Raw genomic sequence first — 23,176 nt, forward strand, 5'->3', positions numbered from 1 at the left:
CGGCTGCTAGACTATGGAATGGCCATGCCGCCTGCGCGGAGCGCCAAACCCATCGGTTCTCGTCAGGAAGCTCCTCCTCCTTGTGACGGGAGCGCTGGGGTTCGGTGCCATTGCCGCGGGCAAGGCCCGGCCGGGCGATGGTCTCGCGAGACAGGGCAGCCAGACTGAGACAGCGCCGATACGGGGATGACGGAGCCAGGGCACTCCGGGCGTGAGGACGTCGATCCCTCCGCAACCACGTCTCCTCTCAAGCCAAAAGATAGAAAACCGAAATTCCGTTCGCCTGCTGCTCAAGCGGGCAGGGTATGTTGCCGAGTCGCGAGGGCCATGCCGGCCAAGCCTTTGGCGAGAGACGGTGCTGCTTCCACGAAAGGTGCGGTGTAGAAACCGGAGACCGGCAGTCGAGCGATCGCTGCTGGAGCACGGCAGCTGTCATTTCGATCAGATTACCGGCTGGGGCGCATCCGAATCGCGCTGGATCGCGCAAACGGTCGGCTTTGCCGGAACCGGTCGGGCGCGATGGGGGAGCAAGCTGGCGCGGGAGTTCGCAGGCGATCAGAGACAGCCGGCGCCGTGGGACCCGTCACTGATGCAACGGGTCCCTGGAGCCAGGATCAACCGGTCCGCCCGAAACGCAGATCGCGTTCGACGTCGACGCTCGCGCCGAGCCGCATCTTGTAGACCTGATAGTTCTCGATGATGCGCTGGACGTAGTTCCGCGTCTCGGTGAAGGGGATGCGCTCGACCCAGTCGATTACCGCGTCCAAGGACTTGCCGCGGGGATCGCCGAAGCGCTCGATCCACTCGCGTGCCCGCCGTGGCCCGGCATTGTAGGCGACGAAGGTGAGGACATAGGAGCCGCCGAAATCGGCGATCTGCTCGCCAAGGAAACGCGCGCCGAGCGTGGCGTTGTAACCCGGGTCGCTGGTCAGCCGCTCGGGGGAATAGGGTAGACCGGCCTTGCGCGCGACGCTCTTGGCCGTTCCCGGCATCAGCTGCAACAGGCCAAGCGCGCCGGCGGGCGAGCGTGCCTTTGGATTGAACGCGCTCTCCTGACGGGCGATCGCGTAGGCGAGGGCCTTGCCGGCGGAGGAAATGTTGGCGCTCGCCGGGATGACGCCGATCGGAAAGGCCAGGGCCGGCGCGTCGACGCCGCCCCGATTGGCGAGTTTGCCGACCTGGAGAACCAGGGCGTGATCGCCGCGTCGTTCGGCCATGACCGACAGCAGCGCGAGTTCGCCGGGGCTGTCGAGTTCGCCGGCGAGGGCGCGATAGAGGCTGTCGGTCCGCCAATCCGATCCGATCTGCTGCAGCCGCTGGATGGCGCGCACGGCACGGCGCTGCTCGAAGCGGCGGCGATCGGCGTCGCTCGGGCGCGGGAATGCAATGGCCGCCGGTTGCCGTCCGAGCCGGGCGGCGGCAAGCTGACCATAATAGGTGGAGCCGTAGCGTGCTGCTGTGGCGTAATGGTTTGCCGCGTTGCCTCCTGCGCCCTCCTCCGCGGCGCGACCCAGCCAGTAATAGCCGCGCGAGAGCGACAGCGGCTTGTTCGACAATTGCGCGATGCGCGCGAAATGCTGGGATGCCGTGCGCGGATCGTTCAAGAACCTGAGCGCGATCCAGCCGGCGTGGAATTCGGCCTCGACCGCCTCGCTGGGGCTCTCGGCGGAATGACTGCTCGCCACCCGATAGGCGAGTTTCGGCTGGCCGAGATCGAGGAGGTCGCGGGCGACGATGCGCCGCTCGTTCCACCAGGCATCCGGATCGACCAGCGAGGCGGTGTCTCGTGGCGCTCCCACCAGAAGATCGGCCGCCTCGTCGATCTTGCCTTTCTTGCGATTGTATTCGACCAGCGCGAAACGATAGCCCGGATCGCCGCGCTGGGCGTTCGGAACCGCGCCGAGCAGTTTTCCCGCATTCCCGTCGCCGCGGACCACGGCGGCGCGAGCGGCGTAGAGTTCCTTGGCTCCGGCGAGTCCCGCGACACGGCCCGCGTCGGTCACACGGTCGCTATAGAGCAGCTTGTCCATGCGATATTTGTGGTCGGCGCGCGACAGCAGTGTCTGGAAGTCGGCCAGCAGCGCGCGTTCAATGTCCTTGTCGAGCCGCTCCTCGCGCCAGATCGTCGCGATAAGAGCCCTCGCTCTGCCCGCGTCACCGGCGGCGATATAGGCTCTGGCCAAGGCCATGGCGCCCTCGGGGCTCTCCGGCTGGCCACCGGCGAAAGCGCGGATCACGTCGCCAGCCGGCGGCCGCTCGCGATAGAGCGCCTTTTCGCTGTTGATGCGAAGCGTGATCATGCCGGGCCAGTCGGCGAGATCGGTCGCCGTGCGGGCGATTTCGACCGCGGGGACGTCCTTGCCGCCTTGAAGGGCGATCGCCCAGGCCAGAATGTCCCTGTCCAGGGAGCCCGGCATCATACCCTCGCGAATGGCCCGTGCCTTGACCGGGTCGCGGTCGGACAGCGCCTGGAGACCGTCCTTGAGTTCGCCCTGCATGGGCCGAACCGAAGCGATCCGGGGCATTGCTGCGATCGACGCGGTGAAGGCGCCGGCGGCAACGGGCAGCGCCGGGGCTGCGGCCGATCGCAGAACCGGGTTCGGCATCGGAGCGCGAACGGCACCGCCGAAACGGGCGGGATCGATGGCGATGCCTGCGGCGCGTTCCATCGGGCGCATCGTCGGCTTGGGACCCGTCAGTGGCAGGATCGCCTCGTCGGCGAAGCTCGATACCGGCAGCATCGAGACGGCCAGAACGCTGATCAAAATTCGTCGGGTGGAAAGCTTTGCCGTCATGGCCAACCTTTTGGAGTCCTCGGCGCCAATGGTTCGGCGCCCAATCCGGTTCCGGCGGCTCGTCGGCTGGCCGGATTGGTTTGCAAATCTCTCACGGACACGATTAAAGCGCGGTTACCGAGGCAAGGTCGAGACGCTCTTGCAGGCCGCCCCCGGATCGGCTTGTTTCGCTGTCGGCGCTTCAATATGGTGCCGCGTTTGTAGCACCGCTCTGGGGCGGGATTGCGGTCGCTCGCTCTTGTCCGGACGAGGCGGGGGACTGACATCGGCGGGCTGTGCCGATACCACGCCAGCGCCGAGGGAAAATTGTGGGAGTGACGGAAAGCATGTTCAAGGGTTCGATGCCGGCGCTGATCACGCCTTTTGCCGCGGACGGCTCGCTCGACGAAGCGGCGTTCGGCGCCTTCGTCGACTGGCAGATCGCTGAAGGATCGAACGGCCTCGTGCCGGTCGGTACGACCGGCGAGAGCCCGACGCTGAGCCACGACGAACACAAGCGTGTGGTCGAAATCTGCGTCGAGGTGACGAAGGGCCGGGTTCCGGTCATCGCCGGAGCGGGGTCGAACAACACCGCAGAGTCGATCGACCTGGCGCAATTCGCCGAACAGGCTGGCGCCGATGGTCTTCTGGTGGTCACGCCCTATTACAACAAGCCAAACCAGAAGGGACTCTACGCGCATTTTTCGGCGGTTGCCGAGGCGGTGTCCCTGCCGATCCTGATCTACAACATTCCTGGCCGCTCGGTCATCGACATGACGCCGGAAACGATGGGCCGGCTCGCGGCGGACTATCCCAATATCGTCGGGGTCAAGGATGCGACGGCAAAGGTCGACCGCGTCTCCGAACAGCGCATCACCTGCGGCACGGAGTTCATCCAGCTCTCGGGCGAGGATTCCACCGCGCTCGGCTTCAATGCCCATGGCGGGCACGGCTGCATCTCGGTGACGGCCAATGTCGCGCCGCGCCTGTGCGCCGATTTCCAGGCGGCGTGCCAAGCGGGCGATTACGCGGCCGCCCTTGTCCTGCAGGATAGGCTGATGCCGCTGCACAAGGCGCTCTTCCTCGAGCCGAACCCGACGGGCGTGAAATACGCGCTATCGAAGCTCGGCAAGGTCGATAACCGGCTGCGATCGCCGCTCGTGCCGGTGGATCGCGAGACCGAGGAGGCCATCGATGCCGCCCTTCGCCATGCCGGGCTCTTGAACTGAATTTTCCGCCGTCCGTCGCGCCGTGGCGTTCCCGTGACTATATCGGCCGTGTGAGGGGCGCGCGCCTCGGGCGCGCGCGAGGTGGTTGATGGCCAAGAAGAAAAAGACGACGGGCTCGAATGTCGCGGCGGAAAACCGCAAGGCCCGCTACAATTACGAGATTCTGGATACGCTCGAGGCCGGCTTGGCACTGACTGGTACGGAAGTGAAGTCGCTGCGCGCCGGCCGGGCGTCGATCGCCGAGTCGTATGCCACCGAAGAAGGCGGCGAGTTGTGGCTGATCAACTCCAACCTGCCGGAATACCTCCAGGCCAACCGCTTCAATCACGAGCCGAAACGGCGTCGCAAGGTGCTGGTGCATCGCGCCGAGCTCAACCGGCTCGCCGGTGCGGTGCAAAAAGATGGCATGACGCTGGTGCCGCTGCGAATCTACTTCAACGATCGCGGGGTGGCCAAGCTTCAACTCGCTGTCGCCAAGGGCAAGAATGCACCGGACAAGCGCCAGACCATCAAGGAGCGCGACTGGAACCGGCAAAAGCAACGGATCTTGAAGGAAGGGTAGGGCCGGCCCCGAAGTGCGCAAGAACTCCGCCCCGGTCGATCCTACGAAGTTTCTGCAATAAGCGCCGACCTCCAGGCGTTCGACGGCCCGGTCCTGCGTTTCGGCGCAGGGCCGGGCCTTTTCCGTTTCATATGGTTTGATATCGCGTGGCTAGAGACCGGTGAGCTCAAATGACCGATTTCGCGCTGCTTCCCGACGATCTGACCCCACCCGCCGCCGACGGGGCGGCGGAGCATCTTGCCGGCATGGCGCTTCCCTCGGTAGCGCTCGAAGCGACCGATGGCCGGACGATCGATCTGTCGGCGATCGGCGGTCGCATCGTTCTCTATGTCTATCCGATGACGGGCACGCCCGGCGTCGACCTACCGCAAGGCTGGAACGAGATGCCCGGCGCGCGGGGCTGCACGCCACAGAGCTGCGCGTTTCGGGACCATTTCGCCGAATTGCGCTCCCTTGGCGTCGATGCCGTGTTCGGCCTGTCCGGCCAATCGTCCGACGACCAGCGGGAAGCCGCCGAGCGCCTGCATCTGCCCTTCGCGCTGTTGTCGGACGAAGAGGGTACCTTTCGCCGCGCGCTGCGACTCCCGGCCTTCGAACTTGGCGGGCGCGTCTACCTCAAGCGGACCACGCTGATCATTGACGAGGGGCGAATCGCGAAGGTTTTCTATCCGGTGTTCCCGCCCGACCGGAACGCCGCGGACGTGATCGCGTATCTTTCCGTCGGACGCTGACAGTCACCGACGAACAGATGCTATCCCGGCGTCGCCCTCAACCATCCAGATAATCCCGCACCCTTTGGAACACGGCGACGAACATGTCCTCGGTGAGGCGGCGCGTGTTGGTGTTGTAGCGTGAGCAGTGATAGCTCGAAAACAGCTGAATACCGCCGAGCTGGTGCTCGCCCCCGTGGCTAAATGGCGCGCTCGCCAGACGGCCGCCGAGCGCGCGAACCGTCGATTCGTGCGCGATCTTGCCGAGGGTCACGATGGCGCGAAGTTCGGGAAAGTCGGCGATGGTCGCGGTCAGGAACGGACGGCAGTGGTTGATCTCCGCGCCGACCGGCTTGTTCTGCGGCGGGACGCAGCGGACGGCGTTGGTGATCGCCGTCCCAAACAGCTCAAGCCCGTCGTCGGTGCGGGCGGCGAACTGGTCGTTGGCGAAGCCGAAGCGCGACAGCGTCGCGTAGAGCAGGTCGCCGGCATAGTCGCCGGTAAACGGGCGCCCGGTGCGGTTGGCGCCGCGCACCCCCGGCGCCAATCCGACAACGAGCAGGCGAACGGGCTTGGCTCCGGCAGCAGGCAGCAGCGTTTTCACCGGCGCGTTGTGCCAGGAGGGCTCGCTCGCGCGCAATTCGTGGCGGAAGGCGACCAGCCGCGGGCAGAGCGGACAATCGCGCGCCGGTTCCGATGGAAGGGTGGACATTGCGACGGGCTCTCTAGCGAGGGCGAGCGGCCAGCTCAATAGTCCTCGTCGGAAGCGTCGGCTTCGTCGACCTCGGTGCGACGGGATATCCGGTTTTCGCGCTCGGCCGGGTTGCGGCCGATTTCCGCCCGGAGGCTCGCCAGATCGATGAAATGGTCGGCCTGCCGGCGCAGATCGTCCGAGATCATCGGTGGGGAGGTGGTCAGGCTGGAGACCACCGAGACCTTGCGGCCCTTGCGCTGCAGCGCCTCGACCAGGGAGCGGAAATCGCCGTCGCCGGAAAACAGCACGAAGTGATCGACCGTATCGGCCAGCTCCATGGCATCGACCGCCAGCTCGATGTCCATATTGCCCTTGATCTTGCGCCGTCCCGCCGCGTCGGTGAACTCCTTGGCCGGTTTGGTCACGACGCGGTAGCCGTTGTAGTCGAGCCAGTCGATCAGCGGCCGGATCGACGAATATTCGCTGTCCTCGATCAGGGCCGTATAATAGTAGGCGCGCAAGAGGTAGCCGCGCTTCTGGAAGCTGACCAGCATCTTCTTGTAATCGATATCGAAGCCGAGGCTTCTGGAAGCGGCGTAGAGATTGGCGCCGTCGATGAGGAGGGCGATTTTTTCACGTTGGTCGAACATCGGGAATGCAGCTTTCGGTAGCGCTCAAATCGGTGATGGCAATTGTTCTGGCCGTCGGGACCCAGGGGCGCAATCGACGGTTATCGAGGCGTTTGACGAATTTCGCGCGACCATAATCGGCGCGTGCGAGCTGCACAACGGGCATTATCAGATTCGGAAAACCGCGACCGCGTTTCCATAAGCCCTTGTCCCGCGACGCCAAACGGTCTATGCAGGCCGCTTAATCTCATCGAATTCGTACAGCCAGGAGACAGGCATGGCCCGCGTCACCGTAGAGGATTGCGTCGATAAGGTCGAGAACCGCTTCGAGCTGGTTCTGCTCGCCAGCCACCGGGCGCGTCAGATCTCGCAGGGGCTGCCGATCACCATCGATCGCGACAACGACAAGAACCCCGTCGTCGCACTGCGCGAGATCGCAGACGAGACCTTGTCGCCCGGCGATCTCAAGGAAGATCTGATTCACTCGCTGCAAAAGCACGTCGAGGTGGACGAGCCCGAGCCTGCACCAGCACCGGAGCCGCGCGGCATTGCCGGCCAGCCGGCGGCAGCGCAGGCGACCGGCGCGCAGGAGGGCGACGATCAGGTCTCCTTCGATCACATGTCGGAAGAACAGCTTCTCGCCGGGATCGAGGGGCTCGTCCCGCCGGAGCGGACAGACGATTATTGAGTTTTGTTTGCGCCGCACTTTCGGCGGCGCCCGTAACAGTCCTATATTGAAGGACGCCTTCCCGATTGGGGAGGCGTCCTTTTCACATTAGGATCGTCGCCGTAGCCAAATGATGCGACAATATGAACTCGTCGAGAAGGTCGCGGCCTACAAGCCCGATGTCGACGAAGCGCTCCTCAACCGCGCCTATGTCTACGCTATGCAGAAGCATGGCGCGCAGACGCGCGCCAGCGGCGATCCGTACTTCTCGCATCCGCTCGAGGTCGCCGCGATCCTGACCGAGATGCACCTCGATGAGGCGACGGTCGCGGTGGCGCTGCTGCACGACACGATCGAGGACACAGACGCGACCCGCAAGGAGATCGACCAGCTCTTCGGACCGAAGATCGGCCAGCTCGTCGAAGGCCTGACCAAGCTGAAGCGGCTCGACCTCGTCTCGAAAAAGGCGGAGCAGGCCGAGAACCTGCGCAAGCTGCTGCTCGCCATCGCCGACGACATACGCGTCTTGCTCGTCAAGCTCGCCGACCGCCTGCACAACATGCGCACCCTCGGTCACATGGCGGCGGACAAGCGGGCCCGGATCGCCCAGGAGACGATGGACATCTATGCACCGCTTGCCGGGCGCATGGGCATGCAGGACATGCGCGAGGAACTGGAAAACCTCGCGTTCAAACACGTTAATCTCGAAGCCTATGAGACCATTACCGCGCGGCTGGACGAATTGCGGGATCGGCACGCAGAGCGCATCGCCAGCATCGAACAGGACCTGACCGCGCGCCTGAAGGACAGCGGCATCGAGGCGACCGTCACCGGCCGGCAGAAAAAGCCCTATTCGGTGTTCTCGAAAATGCAGCGAAAGGCGCTGTCGCTCGAGCAGCTCTCCGACATTTTCGGTTTCCGCGTGGTCGTGCCCACGGAAGAGGATTGCTACCGCACGCTCGGCATCGTGCATCGGACCTGGCCGATGGTGCCCGGTCGTTTCAAGGACTACATCTCGACGCCGAAGCAAAACGACTACCGCTCGATCCACACCACCATCGTCGGGCCGTCGCGTCAGCGTGTCGAGCTGCAGATCCGCACATCCTTGATGCACGAGATCGCGGAATTCGGCGTCGCGGCCCACTCGCTCTACAAGGATCTCGGCGAGGATGGCGACGCCAAGGTGCATCTGTCGAAGGATTCGAATGCCTATGGCTGGCTGCGCCGGACGATCCAGTTGCTCGCCGAGGGCGACAATCCGGAGGAGTTCCTGGAGCACACCAAGCTCGAGCTCTTCCAGGATCAGGTGTTCTGCTTCACGCCGAAGGGGCGGCTGATCGCATTGCCGCGCGGCGCCACCCCCATCGATTTCGCCTATGCCGTCCATACGGACGTCGGCGATACCTGCGTCGGCTGCAAGATCGATGGGCGGATCATGCCGGTGGTCACCGAACTCGCCAATGGCGACGAGGTCGAGATCATCCGGTCAAAGGCCGCGACGCCGCCGCAGGCCTGGGAGAACGTCGCGGTGACGGGCAAGGCGCGCTCGGCGATCCGGCGGGCGGCCCGAATCTCGATCCGCCGGCAATATTCCGGTCTCGGCCAGCAGATCCTCGAGCGGACCTTCGCCCGGTCGGGCAAGACGTTCAGCCGCGATATCCTGAAGCCGCTGCTCGGTAAGCTCGGCCAGCGCGAGATCGAGGACGCGCTCGCCGCGGTGGGCCGAGGCGAACTGAACTCCTCCGATGTCCTCAAGGCGGTTTTCCCGGACTTTCAGGACAGCCGCGTGACCAGACGCTCGCCGCGTCGGGAAGAGGAGGGCTGGTTCAACCTCAGAACCGCCGCCGGCATGATCTTCCGCATGCCGGGGCGTTCGAAGACGAAGCAGAAGAAGGACCGGAACGCTATCCCGATCCGCGGCGCGCGTGACGACATGCCAGTGCATTTCGGACCTGACGGTGCGGTGCCGGGCGACCGTATCGTCGGCATCATCGAGCCCGGCAAGGGTATCACCATCTATCCGATCCAGTCGCCGGCCCTGATGGACTATGATGACCAGTTGGACCGTTGGGTGGATGTCAGATGGGACATCGACGAGGCGCTGAACGAACGTTTTCCCGCCCGGATCATGATCTCCGCCATCAACGAGCCTGGCTCACTCGCCGAGATCGCCGAGACGGTCGCGGCCAACGACGCCAATATCCACAATCTGTCGATGGTGACGACGGCGCCCGATTTCACCAAGATGGTCATCGAGTTGGAGGTTTGGGATCTCAACCACCTCAATCAGACGCTGAACCAGCTTCGCGGCAAGCCCTGCGTGTCCGAGGTCGTGCGCGTCAACGGGTGACGCCGGGACATTCTTCCAGGCGGCTTCGAAGTCGACCAGGCGCTGGATGATGCTACGCTGCGCTCACGCTGCGGTCCGTTCCGGTCGGTTGGCGCGCGCTAGATGGCGCCGTAATAGACCTCGATCGGGATGCGATGGTCCTCGACCGAGCGGACACCCGGGGTGTTTTCAGCCAGAACGCGCGAGGCCTCCTGCTCTTCCTCGGTTCGGTATCGACCCCAGAAGGCGACGGTTCCGTCGGTGACGGTGACATCCCAGGCGCCGACTGAAGCCCAGGGCTGTTGGCGCAGTTTCTCCAGAATTTCCTCGCGTATGCCGCTGTCGCCGGCCGCGGTGGCGGCGAGCTGGCTGTCGCGCGCCGTCGCCAATGCCCGGATCAAATTGGCGCGACTGACGATTCCGACGAGCTTGCCTTCGTGAACGACCGGAACCCGCTTGATGCGCCGTTTTTCCAAAAGATCGGCAACCTCCGCCAGCGGCGTGTCTTCCTCGACCGTGATGACGTTTTTCGTCATCACGGCTACGACATGTCTGGCATGCGCCTTGGTGTAGTCGGCGGCCGTTGCCGCTGAGTCGGTGAAGATGTTCAGCCACCAGGAACGCGGGCGGGCGGCGGTGCCGAGCTCCTCGCGGCGCATGAGATCACCCTCGCTGACGATGCCGACCAGTTTGTCCCCATCGACCACGGGAAGGGCGCTCACGCCATGGTCGGTCAGTAGGGTCGCGACGTTGCGGACCGTATCGTCAGGCGCCACGGTGAATACCTTGGCGGTCATGACGTCCTTCGCCGTCAGCATGGGCAAGCTCTCCATCCTTCTCGTCATCGGCTGCGCTTTTCGCCGATCCCGTGGACGCGCCGCCTATTCTTCGGCGAGAAGCATCGGGATGAACGAAGCACCGTCAATATAGCGACCGGCGCCAGCGCTTGAGTTGTCCTGGATCAAACCAGGCATCCACGCGCCCGATTCCGCCTCGGCGACGAAGCGGGGATGTGGGGAGGGGCCAGACATGTCGGATTTCCGAAGCCAGCCACGGATCATGGAACCGAAACGTGGTTATCAAGCTTATCGCCACATGACTGGAACACGGGCACGTAAAGGCTTGACGCCGCCTTCGCGGCCGCCCCTCAGGAAGGAAACACCGTTGTCATGAACAGCATCATCTATCTTGTCGGGTTGATCGTCGTGGTCCTCGTCATCCTCTCCCTCCTCGGGCTTGCATAAGGATCTCCCAATGACATCCGATATCAACAAACCGTCGCTACCCGCCAAGGCGGAAGACGACAAGAACCGCGCAGCGGACGCGATCGATCGGGAGACGCGATCGGTGCGGGACGAGGCAGCGAAAGCCGGCCAAAGTATTCGCGACGAGGCGTCCGACCTTGCCGAGAAAGCCAAGCAGCGGGCGAGCGAGAGCGCCGACCAAGGCAAGGAAGCCGTGGCCGGGAGCATGGACGATTTCGCCGCCGCCGTGCGCAAGGCCTCCGACGAACTCGGCGGTCGCGATCAGTCGATGGCCGCGAAGGTCGTCCGCGAAGTCGCCTCCGGTCTTGAGGATGCGTCGCGCTCCCTGCATGGGCGTAGTGTCCAGGATCTCACCCGCTCTGTCGCCGGCTTTGCCCGACGTCAGCCGACGGCTTTTCTGGTTGGCGCCGCTTTAGCTGGGGTCGCTCTGGGACGGTTTGCCCGGGCCTCCAGCGAACATGAGCATGACGACGATCGCGGCGCGAACGACCGGGGTCCGGTCGGGCGGCCGGTTCCCACTGCTGTACGTCCGGCCGGTACAATGGGCGCGCGCCCGTCACCGTCCGCCTCCGCCGCGTCGGTCGGAGCTTCCGGCGTGACGGCCTCGTCTTCGGCCGGCGTCTCTTCCAGCACCGCACCGCTCGGCGGCACGCAGACCCGGACGCCGTCCGGCACGACATCCACCAACACCAGCGGAGGCAATCATGGCCGTTGAACCCAGAGACAACCGGTCCGTGCCTGAACTGCTGTCGGATCTGCTGCGCGAAACCACCGATCTCTTCAAGACCGAGGGAGAGCTGATCCGCTCGGAAATATCCGACAAGATCACCCAGGTGGAAATCGGTGGCGGCTCGATCGCAGCCGGGGCGATTTGCCTGCTCGTGGCGCTCTTCGTCCTCGCGCAAGCCCTCATCGTCGCGCTCGGCTCGTTCATGGGCGATGCCTGGGCCGCGCTGCTCGTTGGCGTGGTCATCGCCGGTATCGGCGTGGCGCTACTCTTCAAGGGGCGGAATGACCTCAGCCCCGCTAATCTTACGCCTGACCGCACGGCCCGCCAGCTGCGCAAGGATGGCCAGCTCGTGAAGGAGCAGACCCGATGAGCAACGATACCGATCGATTGGAACACGAAGCCGAAAGCCACCGCTCGCGGGTGGATTCGACCCTCGACGAATTGCGCGACCGATTCTCGGTCGGCCAGATTGTCGACGAGGTGTCGAGCTATCTGAAGGAAGGACAGGGTTCCGACATGGCGCGGAATTTGGGGCGCCAGGTGCGCGACAATCCGCTGGCCCTTGGCCTGATCGGCGCTGGCATCGCCTGGCTGTTTACCGGTGATAGTGCCCGAGCCGAGGGTCGCCATTTGAAGGGGCGCTACGATCAATGGCGCGACGACCGAGACTACGACGAACGCTTCGACGGGGCATTTTCGGGCGGTTCGCAGCCGGCCGGCGGCTACCGTGCGGGCACGTCGGAGCCATTGTCGCGGGGGACGTCATCGGGCTCGCCTCGACCGAATCCCTATCCGGTTACCGGGGGAGCTTCGCGGCCATCCGTAGGAGGCAGTGGCACCAGTGGATCGGACGGTCCGGGCATGACGGATAAGGCCAAAGCGGCGGCGTCCAGCGCGGGCGCAAGCGTCTCCGATGCCGCGAGCCGCGCCGGCTCGTCTATCTCCGATGCCGCCAGTTCGGCTCGCGATACGGCCGCTCGGCTTGGCCATGATGCGTCCGAGGCCGCCTGGAGGGCTGAGGAAGCCGCGGCCCGGCGCGCCCGCGAAGCAGGTCGCGGCATCTACCGTGCCGGTCGCAGCGCGCGGCGCACCTTCCTCGATACGCTCTACGAGGAGCCGCTGATCATGGGCGGCGTTGCCCTTGCGCTCGGCGCTGCAGTGGGTGCTGCGCTTCCCTCGACACGCCGAGAGGACGAGCTGATGGGCTCGGCCCGCGACAAAATGCGGGACGAGGCCTATGCCTACGGCCAGGACACGGTCGAGCGTGCCGGACATGTCGCGGAGAAGGCCTACGAGGCTGCCAGCAATGAGGCCGACAAGAAGGGCCTGATGCCGAAAGGCGGCGCTGCCGGTGAGACATTGGCCGAGAAAGCCTCCGGCATCGCCAAGGCCGCGGCTGACGCAGCCAAGAGCGAAGCGAAGAAGGAAGGCCTGTCCTGATCGCTATATCGGGCTGCCAAGAAGGCTGCTGATGCCGATACCGGCCACGTCCTTGCGACGTGGCCGGTCGCGTCTTGTGCACAGGGCCGCCGGTCTATGGTAGCGGTTGGCGCTTTGCCTTTCCCGTTATAAAACCGGGAGCAACCGCGACCGGAACACGCTGGACCCGCCATGTCACAGGATGCCGAAGCAACCGCCGACGGGGCCGTTCCCGACCGTGACTTGGACGCTGTATTCCAACGTCAGCGTCAGGCATCCCGGCGGATAGCGGCCCCGGATTTGGAGGCGCGGCAGGAGTCGTTGGGTCGTCTGCGCGGCATGGTGACGGACAACCGGTCCGCGATCGCAGAAGCGATTTCGCAGGATTTCGGCAATCGGTCGCGCGACGAAACCGACATGCTCGAGGTCGTTCCCACCCTGGGGGCCATTCGGTATGCCCGACGCAAGCTCGCCGGCTGGATGAAGCTGCAGCGTCGGCATGTCGATCTGGCGTTCCAACCGGCCAGCGCCTGGGTGCGGCATGAGCCGCTGGGTGTCGTCGGCATTATCGCGCCATGGAATTATCCCCTGCTGCTGGCCCTATCGCCGCTCGTCGACGCTCTGGCGGCGGGCAATCGCGTCATGGTGAAGCCGTCGGAACTGGCGCCGCGCTTTGCCGATCTTTTGCAGCGCCTTATCGCCGAACGTTTCTACCCCGAGCAAGTCGCCGTGGTGATCGGCGGCGTCGAGGCGGCGCAGCGCTTTTCGAGCCTGCCCTTCGATCACCTCCTGTTCACCGGCTCCACCGCCGTCGGACGAAAGGTCATGCAGGCGGCGGCGGAAAACCTGACGCCGGTGACACTCGAACTCGGCGGCAAGTCGCCCGCGATCGTCTGCCCGGACTATCCGCTCGACAAGGCCGCCAGCAGCATCGCCTTCGGCAAGTTCCTCAACGCCGGACAAACCTGCATCGCGCCCGACTATGCGCTTGTCCCGAACGACAAGATCGCTGCCTTCGCGGAGGCCGTCATGGCCTCGGCGCGCCGCGCCTATCCGGCGATCGCGGGCAATGACGACTATTCGGCGATCATCGGCGACCGGCATTACCAACGGCTTCGCGATGCCGTCGAGACAGTCCGCTCCGAGGGCGCCACCGTGCTGTCGCACGAGGACACCGGCGCGGATTCCGGCCGCAAGATTGGTCCCACCGTGGTCTTCGGCGCGGCGCCGGAGAGCCTGCTGATGACAGAGGAGATCTTCGGTCCTGTGTTGCCGATCGTCGGCTACGACAGCCTGGACGACGCCATCCGCTACGTTGCCGCACGGGATCGCCCATTGGCACTCTACTGTTTCAGCGACGACAAATCCGCGCAGGCGAAGGTGCTCGACGGTACGATGTCGGGCGGGGTGACGCTCAACGGCACGCTGCTGCATGTTGCACAGGACAGCCTACCCTTCGGGGGTGTCGGGACGAGTGGGATGGGCGCCTATCATGGCTTTGACGGGTTTCGCCGCCTGAGCCACGTCCGATCGGTTTACAAGGTCGGCGCTTTCAACGTGTTCGAACGTCTCGGCCCCCCTTGGGGGAAACTCGCCGGGATGGCGTCACGGCTGTTGAGCCGGCGCTGACGTTCCGACATCCTGATCCGCGCGATGGGCACTCGGGTTTCTGTACGGTAAGGACCCGCGCCTGCTCGCTTCGAGATTTTCAATCTGTCGTAGCTTGGTATTAGGTCTCACCGCAAATCCCGGATTCGCCCCATGCGCCTGTTCTTCACCCCCGATCAGCTTGGCCACAAGCCGACCCAGTACGGCGTTCACGGGCGGCTGGTGCGCCCGCTCGAAAACCCCGAACGCGGCGAGACGCTGATCGTCTCGTTGCGCACCCTCGGGACCGAGGCGGAGGCGCCGGGCGATTGCGGTCTCGATCCGGTGCTTGCCGTTCACGCGGATCACTATGTGAGCTTCCTCGAAGGCGCCTTCGCGCGATTTCAGGCGCTGCCGAATGCCGGGCCGGAAGTCCTGCCCAACGTGCATCCCTATTTCTCGGGCGCCACCCGGCTGGGAGCGCGGCCAGCACCGAGGACCACGGGCATCCTGGGACAGACCGGCTGGTATATCGGCGATCTGTCCTGCGCGATGACCGCGCGAAGTTTCGACGCCGCGCTGGCATCGGCGAGGAGCGCGGTCGCAGCCGCCCGGGCTGTCGCCGATGGGGAGTCCGCCGCCTATGCGCTGTGCCGGCCGCCCGGCCACCACGCCTATCCGGACCGGGCGAACGGGTTCTGCTTCTTCAACAACGCGGCGATCGCCGCGCAGGAGCTGCGGCAACGCTACGCCAAGGTCGCGATCCTCGACTTCGATACCCATCATGGCGATGGTACCCAGGCGATCTTCTACGCCCGCGACGATGTCTTCGTCGGCTCTGTCCACACCGACCCGTCGGCCTATTATCCGCATTTCTTCGGCTATGCGGACGAGCACGGCGAGGGACCCGGCGAGGGCTTCAACCTGAACCTGCCATTGCCGTTCGGCGCCGGCGATGCGGCTTTCGTCGCGGCGGTCGAGCGCATGGCCGAGGCGGCGGACCGGTTCGGGGCGCAGGCGCTGGTCATCTCCGCCGGCTGGGACGCCCATCGCGACGACCCGCTGTCGAAGCTGGATGTCTCGACGGACGCCTATCCGGCGATCGGCTCCGTCCTTGGTCGCCTGAAGCTGCCTTCCGTGATCGTCCAGGAGGGCGGCTACTCGCTCGCGGCGGTGGCCGAGGCGGCGCCTGCCTTCGTGGCGGCGTTTGTAGCGGCATAACCGATCGCGGCAGCCGTTAGGCTGGGCCGCGACGGGGGCATCAAACGCGGCTTGCCTCTGCGGTATGGCCTTGAATTGTTGTTTACCGTCTTCGCAAGTTCTTCTTGGTAACTGGCGGCGCATCCCCAAGAATTCACCGCGTTGAAACCGCGGCCGCGCATAACGGTCCCGTGAACGTCGCGCATCTTGTCCGCGTGGCGCGGCAGGAGGGCTGGATCGTTGGACGCCAGAGCACCGCAGACGGACAATACGATCTTCGTCGATCTCGACGGAACGCTGATCCGCAGCGATCTGCTTTGGGAAACCCTCTTTCTCGCGCTACGTCAAAGGCCGCAGATCCTTTATCGCCTCCCGCGCTGGTTGGCCGCCGGCAAGGCGCGTCTCAAGGCCGAACTTGCCGCAGCGGTGGATTTCGACGCGGCACTGCTTCCCTATCGTGAAGATGTCGTCGCGCAACTTCGTCAGGCGCGGGCGGAGGGCCGGCGCATTGTTTTGGCGACCGGCGCGAACGAAAAGCTCGCCCATGCGGTCGCCGACCATCTGGGGGTGTTCGACGCGGTCATGGCCTCCGACGCGACGATCAATCTCACGGCGGAACGCAAGCTCGACCGCATCATGAGCGAGTGCGGCGAGGGCCGCTTCGATTACCTCGGCAATTCCCATGAAGATATCTGCCTGCTCGACAAGGCGGATGAAGCGACCGTGGTCGCGCCCGATCGGGCGGCCGATCGCTGGCAGAAGCGCAGCGGCGCGCATCGCATCGACGAAGACGGCGGCTGGCTGAGGCCCGCTATCAAGGCGCTGCGCCCGCATCAGTGGATGAAGAACCTTTTGATCTTCGTTCCGATGGCCCTGTCGCAGGAATTCTTCAATCTGCAGATGTTGGCCGGGGCTATCCTGGCCTTCGTCAGCTTCTCGCTTGCAGCGTCGGCAGTCTATATCGGCAACGACCTCGTCGATCTCACCGCCGACCGCAAGCACAAGTCCAAGCGGCACCGGCCGTTCGCCAGCGGGGCGTTGCCGATCCCCACCGGACTGAAGCTGGCGGCGGGGCTGTTGGTCACGTCGTTGGCGATCGCCTGGATTTTGCCGGAGCATTTTCTCGCCGTCCTGGGCATCTATCTGGTGACGACGACCGCCTATTCACTGTTCATCAAGCGCATGTTGCTGATCGATGTCCTGGTCTTGGCGGGGCTCTATACGCTTCGTATCATCGCCGGATCGGAAGCCTCGGGCGTCGAGGCGTCGTTCTGGCTTCTGGCCTTTTCCCTGTTCTTCTTCCTGTCGCTCGCTTTGGTGAAGCGCTTCACCGAGCTTCAGGATTTCGGCTCCGGCGCGCACCGCTCCAAAACTGGCCGCGGCTACGTCGATGCCGATCTGGAAACGCTGGCTCAGGCCGGTCTCGCATCCGGCTTCGCCTCCGTCCTGGTCCTGGCGCTTTATGTGGACAGCGCGGAGGTCCGGCGGCAATTCACCGAGCCCTATCTGGCCTGGGCGCTCTGTCCGCTGGTTCTCTACATCATCGTGCGGATCTGGATTCTTGCCCGCCGCGATGAGATGCACGAGGACCCGGTCGTCTTCATCCTGCGGGATTGGCGCAGTCAGTTGATGATCGGGCTCGGCGCGATCATGTTCCTGGCCGCCGCCTATGTCTGATGTCGCTTACGAAAGCTGGGGCAGGCTGCGGCCGACAAAGCGCCTTGCCGTCGACGCGGCGAAATTGCCGGGCCTTCCGGCCCGCGGCGACGGCGGGGGCTTCCTGCCGTTCGGCAACGGTCGGTCTTATGGTGACAGCTGCCATAATGATCGCGGAACGCTGATCGACAGCCGCCCGGCGAGCCGCATCCAGTCCTTCGACCCGATCGCCGGCCTGCTGACGGCCGATGCCGGCGTGCTGCTGTGCGAGATTACCAGGCATGTGGCGCCGCAAGGTTGGTTCCTGCCGGTGACGCCGGGAACGCAGTTCGTCACCCTCGGCGGCGCCATCGCCAACGACATTCACGGCAAGAACCACCATCGCCGGGGCACATTCGGCCAATGGGTGGAGGCCTTCGATCTCGATCGCTCGGACGACGGTCGCATCGTGTGCAGCAAGACCAGCAACCCGCGCCTGTTCGCCGCGACCATCTCCGGCATGGGCCTGACCGGCCTGATCCGGCGCGCGACGATCCGGTTGCTCAAGGTTCCTTCGCTGTCGATCGTCCAGACGACGACGCGCTTCGATCGACTGGACGACTATTTCGAGATCGCCGAGGACGCCGACAGGCGGCACGAATACGCCGTCGCCTGGATCGACTCGCTCGCCAGCGGCGCCTCGCTCGGCCGCGGTCATTTGATCGCCGGCAACCATGCGGCGGAGGGTGATATGACCGGGATCGCCCGCGGACCGTTGGCGGGCGTCCCGTTCACGCCACCGTTCAGTCCGCTTCGGGGGCTGGCTCTGCGCGCTTTCAACGAAGCCTATTTCCGCAAGGCCGGGAAGGGGACGACCGAGCAGATCGTACCGTTCGATCAGTTCTTCTATCCACTTGACCGGATCGGCGGGTGGAACCGGCTTTATGGTCCGGGCGGGCTGCATCAGCACCAGAGTGTCGTGCCGCCGGATACAGGCCGCGACGCCGTCCGTGCGCTGATCGAATGCGCCCGTCGCCACGATCACGGCTCGTTCCTCACGGTGCTCAAGCGCTTCGGCGAGCAGGTCAGTCCTGGGCTGATCAGCTTTCCGCGCGCAGGCTACACGCTCACCCTCGACTTTCCCCATCGCGGCGAGCGAACGCTGCGTCTGTTGGCGGAGCTCGACCGGATCACCGTCGACGCCGGCGGCGCTGTCAATCCCTATAAGGACGCGCGCATGTCGCCGGAAACCTTCGCGGCCGGCTTTCCCCGTTGGCGCGAACTCGAAGCGCTCCGCGATCAAGCGATGGTTTCGGACTTCTGGAGGCGAGCTGCCCTAGGGGACGGCTGACCGGTCAACAAAAATATAAAATTACACCGACAGTATCAATAAAATATTTACCGTAAAAATCGCGAATTTCCACAAAATACGCCTGATTCAAGCCAGTTTAACCCATATCTCACAGATTTATACTATGAAGCATTCTAGCGGCGGCGTTGAAGACGTGGCTCATTCCGAGAAGGCGGCATCGATGGCGAAGTTTCTTCCCTTTATCCTGTTCACGGTGTTCACCAACGCCGCGGCGCAGGTGATGCTGAAATACGGCATGATCCAGCTCGGCACCCTATCGTTCGCCGGCGTCAATCCGGTGATCAAGATCCTGCAGATCGTCTTCAGCCCCTGGGTCTTCCTCGGGCTTTGCACCTTCGTCATATCGATGGCCTCGCATCTCTTCGTCCTGTCCAAGGTCGAGCTGTCCTATGCCTATCCGTTCCTGTCGCTCGCCTATGTTGTGGTGGCCGTCTTCGCTTATTTCGTCTTTCGCGAAGACCTCAACGCCATGCGCGTCGGCGGCATCGCCCTGATCTGCCTCGGCACGGTGTTCATCGCCCAGGGCGGCTCCAAGATCCACGGCGAGGACGACATCGCCGCACTTTCCACAGACTCCGCACACGAGGTTTCCCGATGAAGCATATCCTGTTCGGCGGCGACGGTTTCGTCGGCCGTCACCTGGCCGAAAAGCTCGTGCAGGACGGCGAAGAGGTCGTCGTCGCCGACATCAACAAGAGCGACCTGGCGCACTATCGCCACTGCACCTTCATTGCGATCGATGTGACAGATCCGGAGGCGGTCCGGCGCGTGCCGATCGGCACCGACGACATGGTCTACAATCTGTCGGCCAAGATGCTGTCGCCGATCATGCCGCGGGCCAAGCGCTACGACTTTTTCTATCCGGTAAACTTCTTCGGCACCAAGCACATCATCGAGGCCATGCACGCCGCCGACGCGCCGAACCTCGTGCATTTCACCACCGACATGATCTACGGCCACACGGTCACCCACCCGATGACCGAGGAGCATCCGGTTGTCCCGCTCGGCGAATACGGCCAGTCGAAGCTCGATACCGAGTATCTGGCGGCTGAATGGCGCGGGCGCGGCATGAATATTACCCTGTTCCGCCCGCGGCTGATCATCGGGCCGGGCCGGCTCGGCATTCTGGAAAAGCTGTTCAAGCTGATCGACCGCAACCTGCCGGTGCCGATGATCGGATCGGGCAAGAATCCCTATCAGTTCATCTCGGTGTTCGACTGCGCCGAAGCGGCGCGACTGGCCTGGAAGGCCGGCGTGCCCAACGAGGCCTACAATCTCGGTTCGCTCAACCCGCCGCCAGTTCGGCGTCTGCTCGGCGATCTGGTCAAGCACGCCGGCTCGAAGTCTCTTCTCGTGCCGACGCCAGGCTTTGCGGTCAAGCGGACGCTCGACCTGCTCGACCTGTTGAACGTGCCGTTGATGGATCCGGAACAGTATCTCATCGCCGACGAGCTCTGCGTCCTCGACGTGTCGAAGGGCGAGCGCGATCTCGGCTGGATTCCGCAATATCGCGACGAGGACATGCTCATCGCCGCCTATTCGGAATACCGGGCCAAGTTCGAGGGCCGTCAGACCGCTTCCACCGCTTTCACCCAAGCCGCCGAATAAGAACCAGGAGAGCCGATATGCTCGATCGCCCCACGGTCACCGCTCCCGCGCTCGACGATAATTTTCGGCGCGGACCGGCCAAACCCGATCTCATGACCGTCGAAGAGGCCAAGGCGCTCGACGTGCAGACGATGGCCGACCTCTTCAAGGATCACATCAATCCCGGCCAGTTCCATTTCATGAAACTGCTCGGCTTCAACAAGGTGAAGGTCGAAAGCGCCGAGGGGATGTATTACATCGACCAGAACGGCCGGAAGATCCTCGATTTCTTCGGCGGTTTCGGCTCGCTCGCCTTCGGTCACAACCATCCGCGCATTCTGGCGGCGCGGCAGCGCTTCCAGAACGAAAAGCGCCACGAGATCGCGATCGCGTTTCTCTCTCAATATGCGGCGGCGCTCGCCAAGAACCTCGCCGCCTGTTCGCCCGGCGACCTCGACATGGTGTTCCTCGGCTCGTCCGGGTCGGAAGCGATGGAGGCGGCGATCAAGGTCGCCGAGCGCGCCTCGGGCCGCAAGAACTGCAAAGTCGTCCATGCCGAGAATTCCTTCCACGGCAAGACCAAGGGCGTCCTCTCGCTGACGGATTCGCCGCTCTACCAGGGTGAGTTCAAGCTGGTCGGCAACACCTGCAAAGTCCCGTTCGGCGATCTCGAGGCGCTGACCAACGCCATTCGCAGCGATCCCGACATCGGCGTCGTCGTACTGGAAACGGTGCAGGGTGGCGGCGGCATCATCGGCGCCCCGACCGCCTATTGGCAGGGCGTGCGGGCGCTGTGCGACAAGCACAACGTCCTGTGGGTCGCCGACGAGGTACAGTGTGGCTACGGGCGCACCGGTCGCTTCTACGCCTTCGAGCATCACGGCGTGGTGCCGGACGTCACCGCCCTTGCCAAGTCGCTCGGCGCCGGCAAGGCGGCGGTGGGCGCGATGATCGCCAGGCGCGAGGTCTATATGAAGGCCTATGGTTCGCCGAAGACGGCGATGATCCACGCCCAGGCCACCTTCGGCGGCATCGGCGAAGCCTGCGTCACCGCGATCGAGGGCCTCAATGTCCTCTACGATGACGATTTGATCGGCAATGCCGACGAGGTCGGGGCGCATCTGCTGGCCCGCCTCAAGGAGATCAAGTCGCGTTACCCCTCGATCATCAAGGACGTGCGGGGCCAGGGGTTGATGGTCGGCCTGGAGTTCCATGATTTTTCGCGCACGTTGCCGCTGGCACTGCGTCCGATGGTGGCGATCCTCGACGAAAAGCTCAAAGGCTCGCTGTCGGGCTTCATCGGAGCATTGCTCCTGCGCGACTACGATGTGCTGGTCGCCTTCACCGAATACAACCGCAACGTCATCCGGCTGGAGCCACCGCTGATTTGCGGCGAGGAGCATGTCGACCAGTTCTGCGACGCGCTCGATGCGCTGCTGGCACGCGGCATCGTCGCGATCGTCAAGGACTTCATCAAGTCGCAAATGACCTGACCAGCCGACGCCGCGCTCGCGCGGCGTCGCCATCTTCGTTTCAGCACCCGCGAGGGATTGAGCCATGAGCCTTGCCGAGAACATCGCGACGCCGGTCGATTGGCAACCCGTGCGCCATCTCGGCTCGAGATTGCGCGCCATGCTGTCGCCGCGCGTCGTCGGGGCCGCGGCAATCGCGGTGTTCGCGCTGGTCGTGCTGGCCACGGCCGTCTTCGCGCTGGTCAAGCCCGAATACAATTGGGACATGGCACCCTACATCGCAGTCTCGCTTGAGGACCGCATCAGTGATCCGGTCGAACTTCACCGCGAGGCCTGGGCCGGCATCAAGGCGCGGGCGTCCGAGGGGCAGTGGTACGAACTGAGCGAAGGCAACGCCTACAATGCCGACCTGTGGCAGAACCCCGACCACTTCGTCTCGCAACTGCCGATGTACCGGGTGAAGATCGGCTATCTGCAGACGATCCGCTTGCTCGATCGCGTCATCGATCCGGTTTTTGCCACGATCCTGGTCAGTTCCCTTTCCGCCCTTGCCGTCGGTCTCGTCCTCCTGTTCTGGATGGTTCGGCATGGATTTTCCGAATCCGGCCTGCTGCTTGCTCCGATCCTGCTGCTGGCCGGCTATTTCGACATGGGTCTGCTGGCGACACCGGACATGTACATGGCTGCGTTCGGACTGGTCGGCATCTATCTCATGGTCAAGAATCGGCCCTGGGCCTCGGTACCGTTTCTCGTCGCCATGTACCTCGTGCGACCGGACGGGATCATCTTCCTGTTCGCGCTGCTGCTGGCGGCCCTGGCCTTCGGCTACGCGCGGCTGCCGGCACTTGCCGCCTTCGCCGTGGCGGTCGTCGCCTATCCGCTGATCGCGCAAGCCGCGGGCCACCCCGGCTGGTGGCCGCATTTCTATTTTTCCAACGTGGCGCTGCAAAACGACATGACGGGTTTTTCGCCGGCGTTCAGCGTCATCGACTATCTGCGCGGCGTCGTGCGCGGGATCAGCGTCGCATTGCGTATGAACAACTGGCCGGCGATCATGGCTTTGCTGCTCTTGGGATGGCTGATGCTCGTCCTCAACGGCCGTGCGCCGGAGCGCCGCGCTGCCATGATGCTGACGGCGATCGTCCTGTGCTTCCTCGGCAAGTTCGTCACCTTCCCGCTGCCGGACGATCGGGTCTACTTCATGTTCGTTGCGGCCTTCGCGATCATCCTGCTCGAAGCGTGGAAACCGCGCCTGTCAGAGTTGCCCCCGCCGCGCGCGGCATCGCGGATGTCGCAAAGAGGCTGAAACCGCCCG

Annotated in this window: 20 protein-coding genes; 16 read left to right on the forward strand and 4 right to left on the reverse strand. The window is 64.3% G+C overall.

What is annotated here, in order from left to right; all coding sequences use genetic code 11:
* Positions 1–614: 614 nt before the first annotated feature.
* Positions 615–2,669: a lytic transglycosylase domain-containing protein gene (locus VSX60_RS15090; RefSeq protein WP_442873107.1), complete on the reverse strand. Its 2,055-nt coding sequence runs from the start codon at positions 2,667–2,669 to the stop codon at positions 615–617.
* Positions 2,670–3,121: 452 nt separating this feature from the next.
* Here VSX60_RS15090 and dapA point away from each other — a divergent pair, with 452 nt between their 5' ends.
* The 3 genes from dapA (at position 3,122) to VSX60_RS15105 (ending at position 5,296) form a co-directional block, all read left to right on the forward strand.
* Positions 3,122–4,003 (forward strand): 4-hydroxy-tetrahydrodipicolinate synthase, encoded by an 882-nt coding sequence (gene dapA, locus VSX60_RS15095; protein ID WP_327625109.1) that lies wholly within the window; start codon positions 3,122–3,124, stop codon positions 4,001–4,003.
* A gap of 88 nt (positions 4,004–4,091) precedes the next feature.
* Positions 4,092–4,565: an SsrA-binding protein SmpB gene (smpB, locus tag VSX60_RS15100; RefSeq protein ID WP_327625073.1), complete on the forward strand. Its 474-nt coding sequence runs from the start codon at positions 4,092–4,094 to the stop codon at positions 4,563–4,565.
* 170 nt (positions 4,566–4,735) lie between these two features.
* Complete coding sequence (locus tag VSX60_RS15105; protein WP_327625074.1) at positions 4,736–5,296, forward strand: peroxiredoxin; 561 nt, start codon at positions 4,736–4,738, stop codon at positions 5,294–5,296.
* Positions 5,297–5,333: 37 nt separating this feature from the next.
* Here the strand turns inward: VSX60_RS15105 and VSX60_RS15110 are convergent, their stop codons facing one another.
* Both VSX60_RS15110 and VSX60_RS15115 read right to left on the reverse strand, forming a co-directional pair.
* The gene (locus tag VSX60_RS15110; protein ID WP_327625075.1) at positions 5,334–5,987 is read right to left on the reverse strand and encodes a uracil-DNA glycosylase; all 654 of its coding nucleotides are present in this window, start codon (positions 5,985–5,987) and stop codon (positions 5,334–5,336) included.
* Between the two features lie 35 nt (positions 5,988–6,022).
* Positions 6,023–6,619, reverse strand: a complete 597-nt coding sequence (locus VSX60_RS15115) for a LabA-like NYN domain-containing protein (RefSeq protein ID WP_327625076.1) — start codon at positions 6,617–6,619, stop codon at positions 6,023–6,025.
* A 256-nt stretch (positions 6,620–6,875) separates the two neighbouring features.
* Here VSX60_RS15115 and rpoZ point away from each other — a divergent pair, with 256 nt between their 5' ends.
* Positions 6,876–7,286 (forward strand): DNA-directed RNA polymerase subunit omega, encoded by a 411-nt coding sequence (gene rpoZ / locus VSX60_RS15120; RefSeq protein ID WP_327625078.1) that lies wholly within the window; start codon positions 6,876–6,878, stop codon positions 7,284–7,286.
* Positions 7,287–7,395: 109 nt separating this feature from the next.
* Positions 7,396–9,615, forward strand: a complete 2,220-nt coding sequence (locus tag VSX60_RS15125) for a RelA/SpoT family protein (RefSeq protein WP_327625080.1) — start codon at positions 7,396–7,398, stop codon at positions 9,613–9,615.
* Between the two features lie 98 nt (positions 9,616–9,713).
* On the opposite strand, the gene VSX60_RS15130 is transcribed toward VSX60_RS15125, so the two are convergent.
* Entirely contained in the window at positions 9,714–10,412 is a 699-nt protein-coding gene (locus VSX60_RS15130) for a CBS domain-containing protein (RefSeq protein WP_327625082.1), read from the reverse strand.
* A 436-nt stretch (positions 10,413–10,848) separates the two neighbouring features.
* On the opposite strand from VSX60_RS15130, the gene VSX60_RS15135 reads away from it, so the two are divergent.
* The 11 genes from VSX60_RS15135 to VSX60_RS15185 all read left to right on the forward strand — a co-directional run bounded on the left by VSX60_RS15135 (position 10,849) and on the right by VSX60_RS15185 (position 23,167).
* The gene (locus tag VSX60_RS15135; protein ID WP_327625083.1) at positions 10,849–11,574 is read left to right on the forward strand and encodes a hypothetical protein; all 726 of its coding nucleotides are present in this window, start codon (positions 10,849–10,851) and stop codon (positions 11,572–11,574) included.
* On the forward strand, positions 11,564–11,959 hold the full coding sequence (locus VSX60_RS15140) for a phage holin family protein (RefSeq protein ID WP_327625085.1): 396 nt from the start codon (positions 11,564–11,566) through the stop codon (positions 11,957–11,959). The genes VSX60_RS15135 and VSX60_RS15140 overlap by 11 nt, the downstream gene beginning before the upstream one ends.
* Positions 11,956–13,029 carry a DUF3618 domain-containing protein gene (locus tag VSX60_RS15145; protein WP_327625087.1) on the forward strand — a complete coding sequence of 358 codons (1,074 nt, stop codon included), beginning with the start codon at positions 11,956–11,958 and terminating at the stop codon, positions 13,027–13,029. The genes VSX60_RS15140 and VSX60_RS15145 overlap by 4 nt, the downstream gene beginning before the upstream one ends.
* A 171-nt stretch (positions 13,030–13,200) precedes the next feature.
* Positions 13,201–14,637, forward strand: a complete 1,437-nt coding sequence (locus VSX60_RS15150; RefSeq protein ID WP_327625089.1) for a coniferyl aldehyde dehydrogenase — start codon at positions 13,201–13,203, stop codon at positions 14,635–14,637.
* A 132-nt stretch (positions 14,638–14,769) separates the two neighbouring features.
* A complete protein-coding gene (locus VSX60_RS15155) occupies positions 14,770–15,816 on the forward strand; it encodes a histone deacetylase family protein (protein ID WP_327625091.1) in 1,047 nt (348 codons plus the stop codon).
* Between the two features lie 219 nt (positions 15,817–16,035).
* The gene (locus VSX60_RS15160; RefSeq protein WP_327625092.1) at positions 16,036–17,472 is read left to right on the forward strand and encodes a UbiA family prenyltransferase; all 1,437 of its coding nucleotides are present in this window, start codon (positions 16,036–16,038) and stop codon (positions 17,470–17,472) included.
* A complete protein-coding gene (locus VSX60_RS15165) occupies positions 17,465–18,781 on the forward strand; it encodes an FAD-binding oxidoreductase (RefSeq protein ID WP_327625093.1) in 1,317 nt (438 codons plus the stop codon). Before VSX60_RS15160 ends, VSX60_RS15165 begins: the two co-directional genes overlap by 8 nt.
* 181 nt (positions 18,782–18,962) lie before the next feature.
* Entirely contained in the window at positions 18,963–19,400 is a 438-nt protein-coding gene (locus VSX60_RS15170; protein WP_327625094.1) for a transporter, read from the forward strand.
* Entirely contained in the window at positions 19,397–20,410 is a 1,014-nt protein-coding gene (locus tag VSX60_RS15175) for an NAD-dependent epimerase/dehydratase family protein (protein WP_327625096.1), read from the forward strand. Before VSX60_RS15170 ends, VSX60_RS15175 begins: the two co-directional genes overlap by 4 nt.
* Before the next feature lie 17 nt (positions 20,411–20,427).
* Positions 20,428–21,882, forward strand: coding sequence for an aspartate aminotransferase family protein (locus VSX60_RS15180; RefSeq protein WP_327625097.1), 1,455 nt, complete (start codon positions 20,428–20,430; stop codon positions 21,880–21,882).
* 64 nt (positions 21,883–21,946) lie between these two features.
* On the forward strand, positions 21,947–23,167 hold the full coding sequence (locus tag VSX60_RS15185) for a hypothetical protein (RefSeq protein WP_327625098.1): 1,221 nt from the start codon (positions 21,947–21,949) through the stop codon (positions 23,165–23,167).
* Positions 23,168–23,176: the final 9 nt, after the last annotated feature.

Origin of the sequence: Aurantimonas sp. A3-2-R12, assembly GCF_036016755.1 — a bacterium.
GTDB classification, from domain to species: Bacteria; Pseudomonadota; Alphaproteobacteria; order Rhizobiales; family Rhizobiaceae; genus Aurantimonas; species Aurantimonas coralicida_A.

Coding starts and splice junctions, on each gene's coding strand:
- VSX60_RS15155 (WP_327625091.1), top strand. CDS start 14,770: ATGCGCCTGTTCTTCACCCCCGATCAGCTTGGCCACAAGCCGACCCAG.
- VSX60_RS15170 (WP_327625094.1), top strand. CDS start 18,963: ATGGCGAAGTTTCTTCCCTTTATCCTGTTCACGGTGTTCACCAACGCC.
- VSX60_RS15110 (WP_327625075.1), bottom strand. CDS start 5,987: ATGTCCACCCTTCCATCGGAACCGGCGCGCGATTGTCCGCTCTGCCCG.
- VSX60_RS15185 (WP_327625098.1), top strand. CDS start 21,947: ATGAGCCTTGCCGAGAACATCGCGACGCCGGTCGATTGGCAACCCGTG.
- VSX60_RS15115 (WP_327625076.1), bottom strand. CDS start 6,619: ATGTTCGACCAACGTGAAAAAATCGCCCTCCTCATCGACGGCGCCAAT.
- VSX60_RS15125 (WP_327625080.1), top strand. CDS start 7,396: ATGATGCGACAATATGAACTCGTCGAGAAGGTCGCGGCCTACAAGCCC.
- VSX60_RS15090 (WP_442873107.1), bottom strand. CDS start 2,669: ATGGAACGCGCCGCAGGCATCGCCATCGATCCCGCCCGTTTCGGCGGT.
- VSX60_RS15150 (WP_327625089.1), top strand. CDS start 13,201: ATGTCACAGGATGCCGAAGCAACCGCCGACGGGGCCGTTCCCGACCGT.
- rpoZ (WP_327625078.1), top strand. CDS start 6,876: ATGGCCCGCGTCACCGTAGAGGATTGCGTCGATAAGGTCGAGAACCGC.
- smpB (WP_327625073.1), top strand. CDS start 4,092: ATGGCCAAGAAGAAAAAGACGACGGGCTCGAATGTCGCGGCGGAAAAC.
- VSX60_RS15130 (WP_327625082.1), bottom strand. CDS start 10,412: ATGCTGACGGCGAAGGACGTCATGACCGCCAAGGTATTCACCGTGGCG.
- dapA (WP_327625109.1), top strand. CDS start 3,122: ATGTTCAAGGGTTCGATGCCGGCGCTGATCACGCCTTTTGCCGCGGAC.
- VSX60_RS15175 (WP_327625096.1), top strand. CDS start 19,397: ATGAAGCATATCCTGTTCGGCGGCGACGGTTTCGTCGGCCGTCACCTG.
- VSX60_RS15180 (WP_327625097.1), top strand. CDS start 20,428: ATGCTCGATCGCCCCACGGTCACCGCTCCCGCGCTCGACGATAATTTT.
- VSX60_RS15135 (WP_327625083.1), top strand. CDS start 10,849: ATGACATCCGATATCAACAAACCGTCGCTACCCGCCAAGGCGGAAGAC.
- VSX60_RS15145 (WP_327625087.1), top strand. CDS start 11,956: ATGAGCAACGATACCGATCGATTGGAACACGAAGCCGAAAGCCACCGC.
- VSX60_RS15165 (WP_327625093.1), top strand. CDS start 17,465: ATGTCTGATGTCGCTTACGAAAGCTGGGGCAGGCTGCGGCCGACAAAG.
- VSX60_RS15140 (WP_327625085.1), top strand. CDS start 11,564: ATGGCCGTTGAACCCAGAGACAACCGGTCCGTGCCTGAACTGCTGTCG.
- VSX60_RS15105 (WP_327625074.1), top strand. CDS start 4,736: ATGACCGATTTCGCGCTGCTTCCCGACGATCTGACCCCACCCGCCGCC.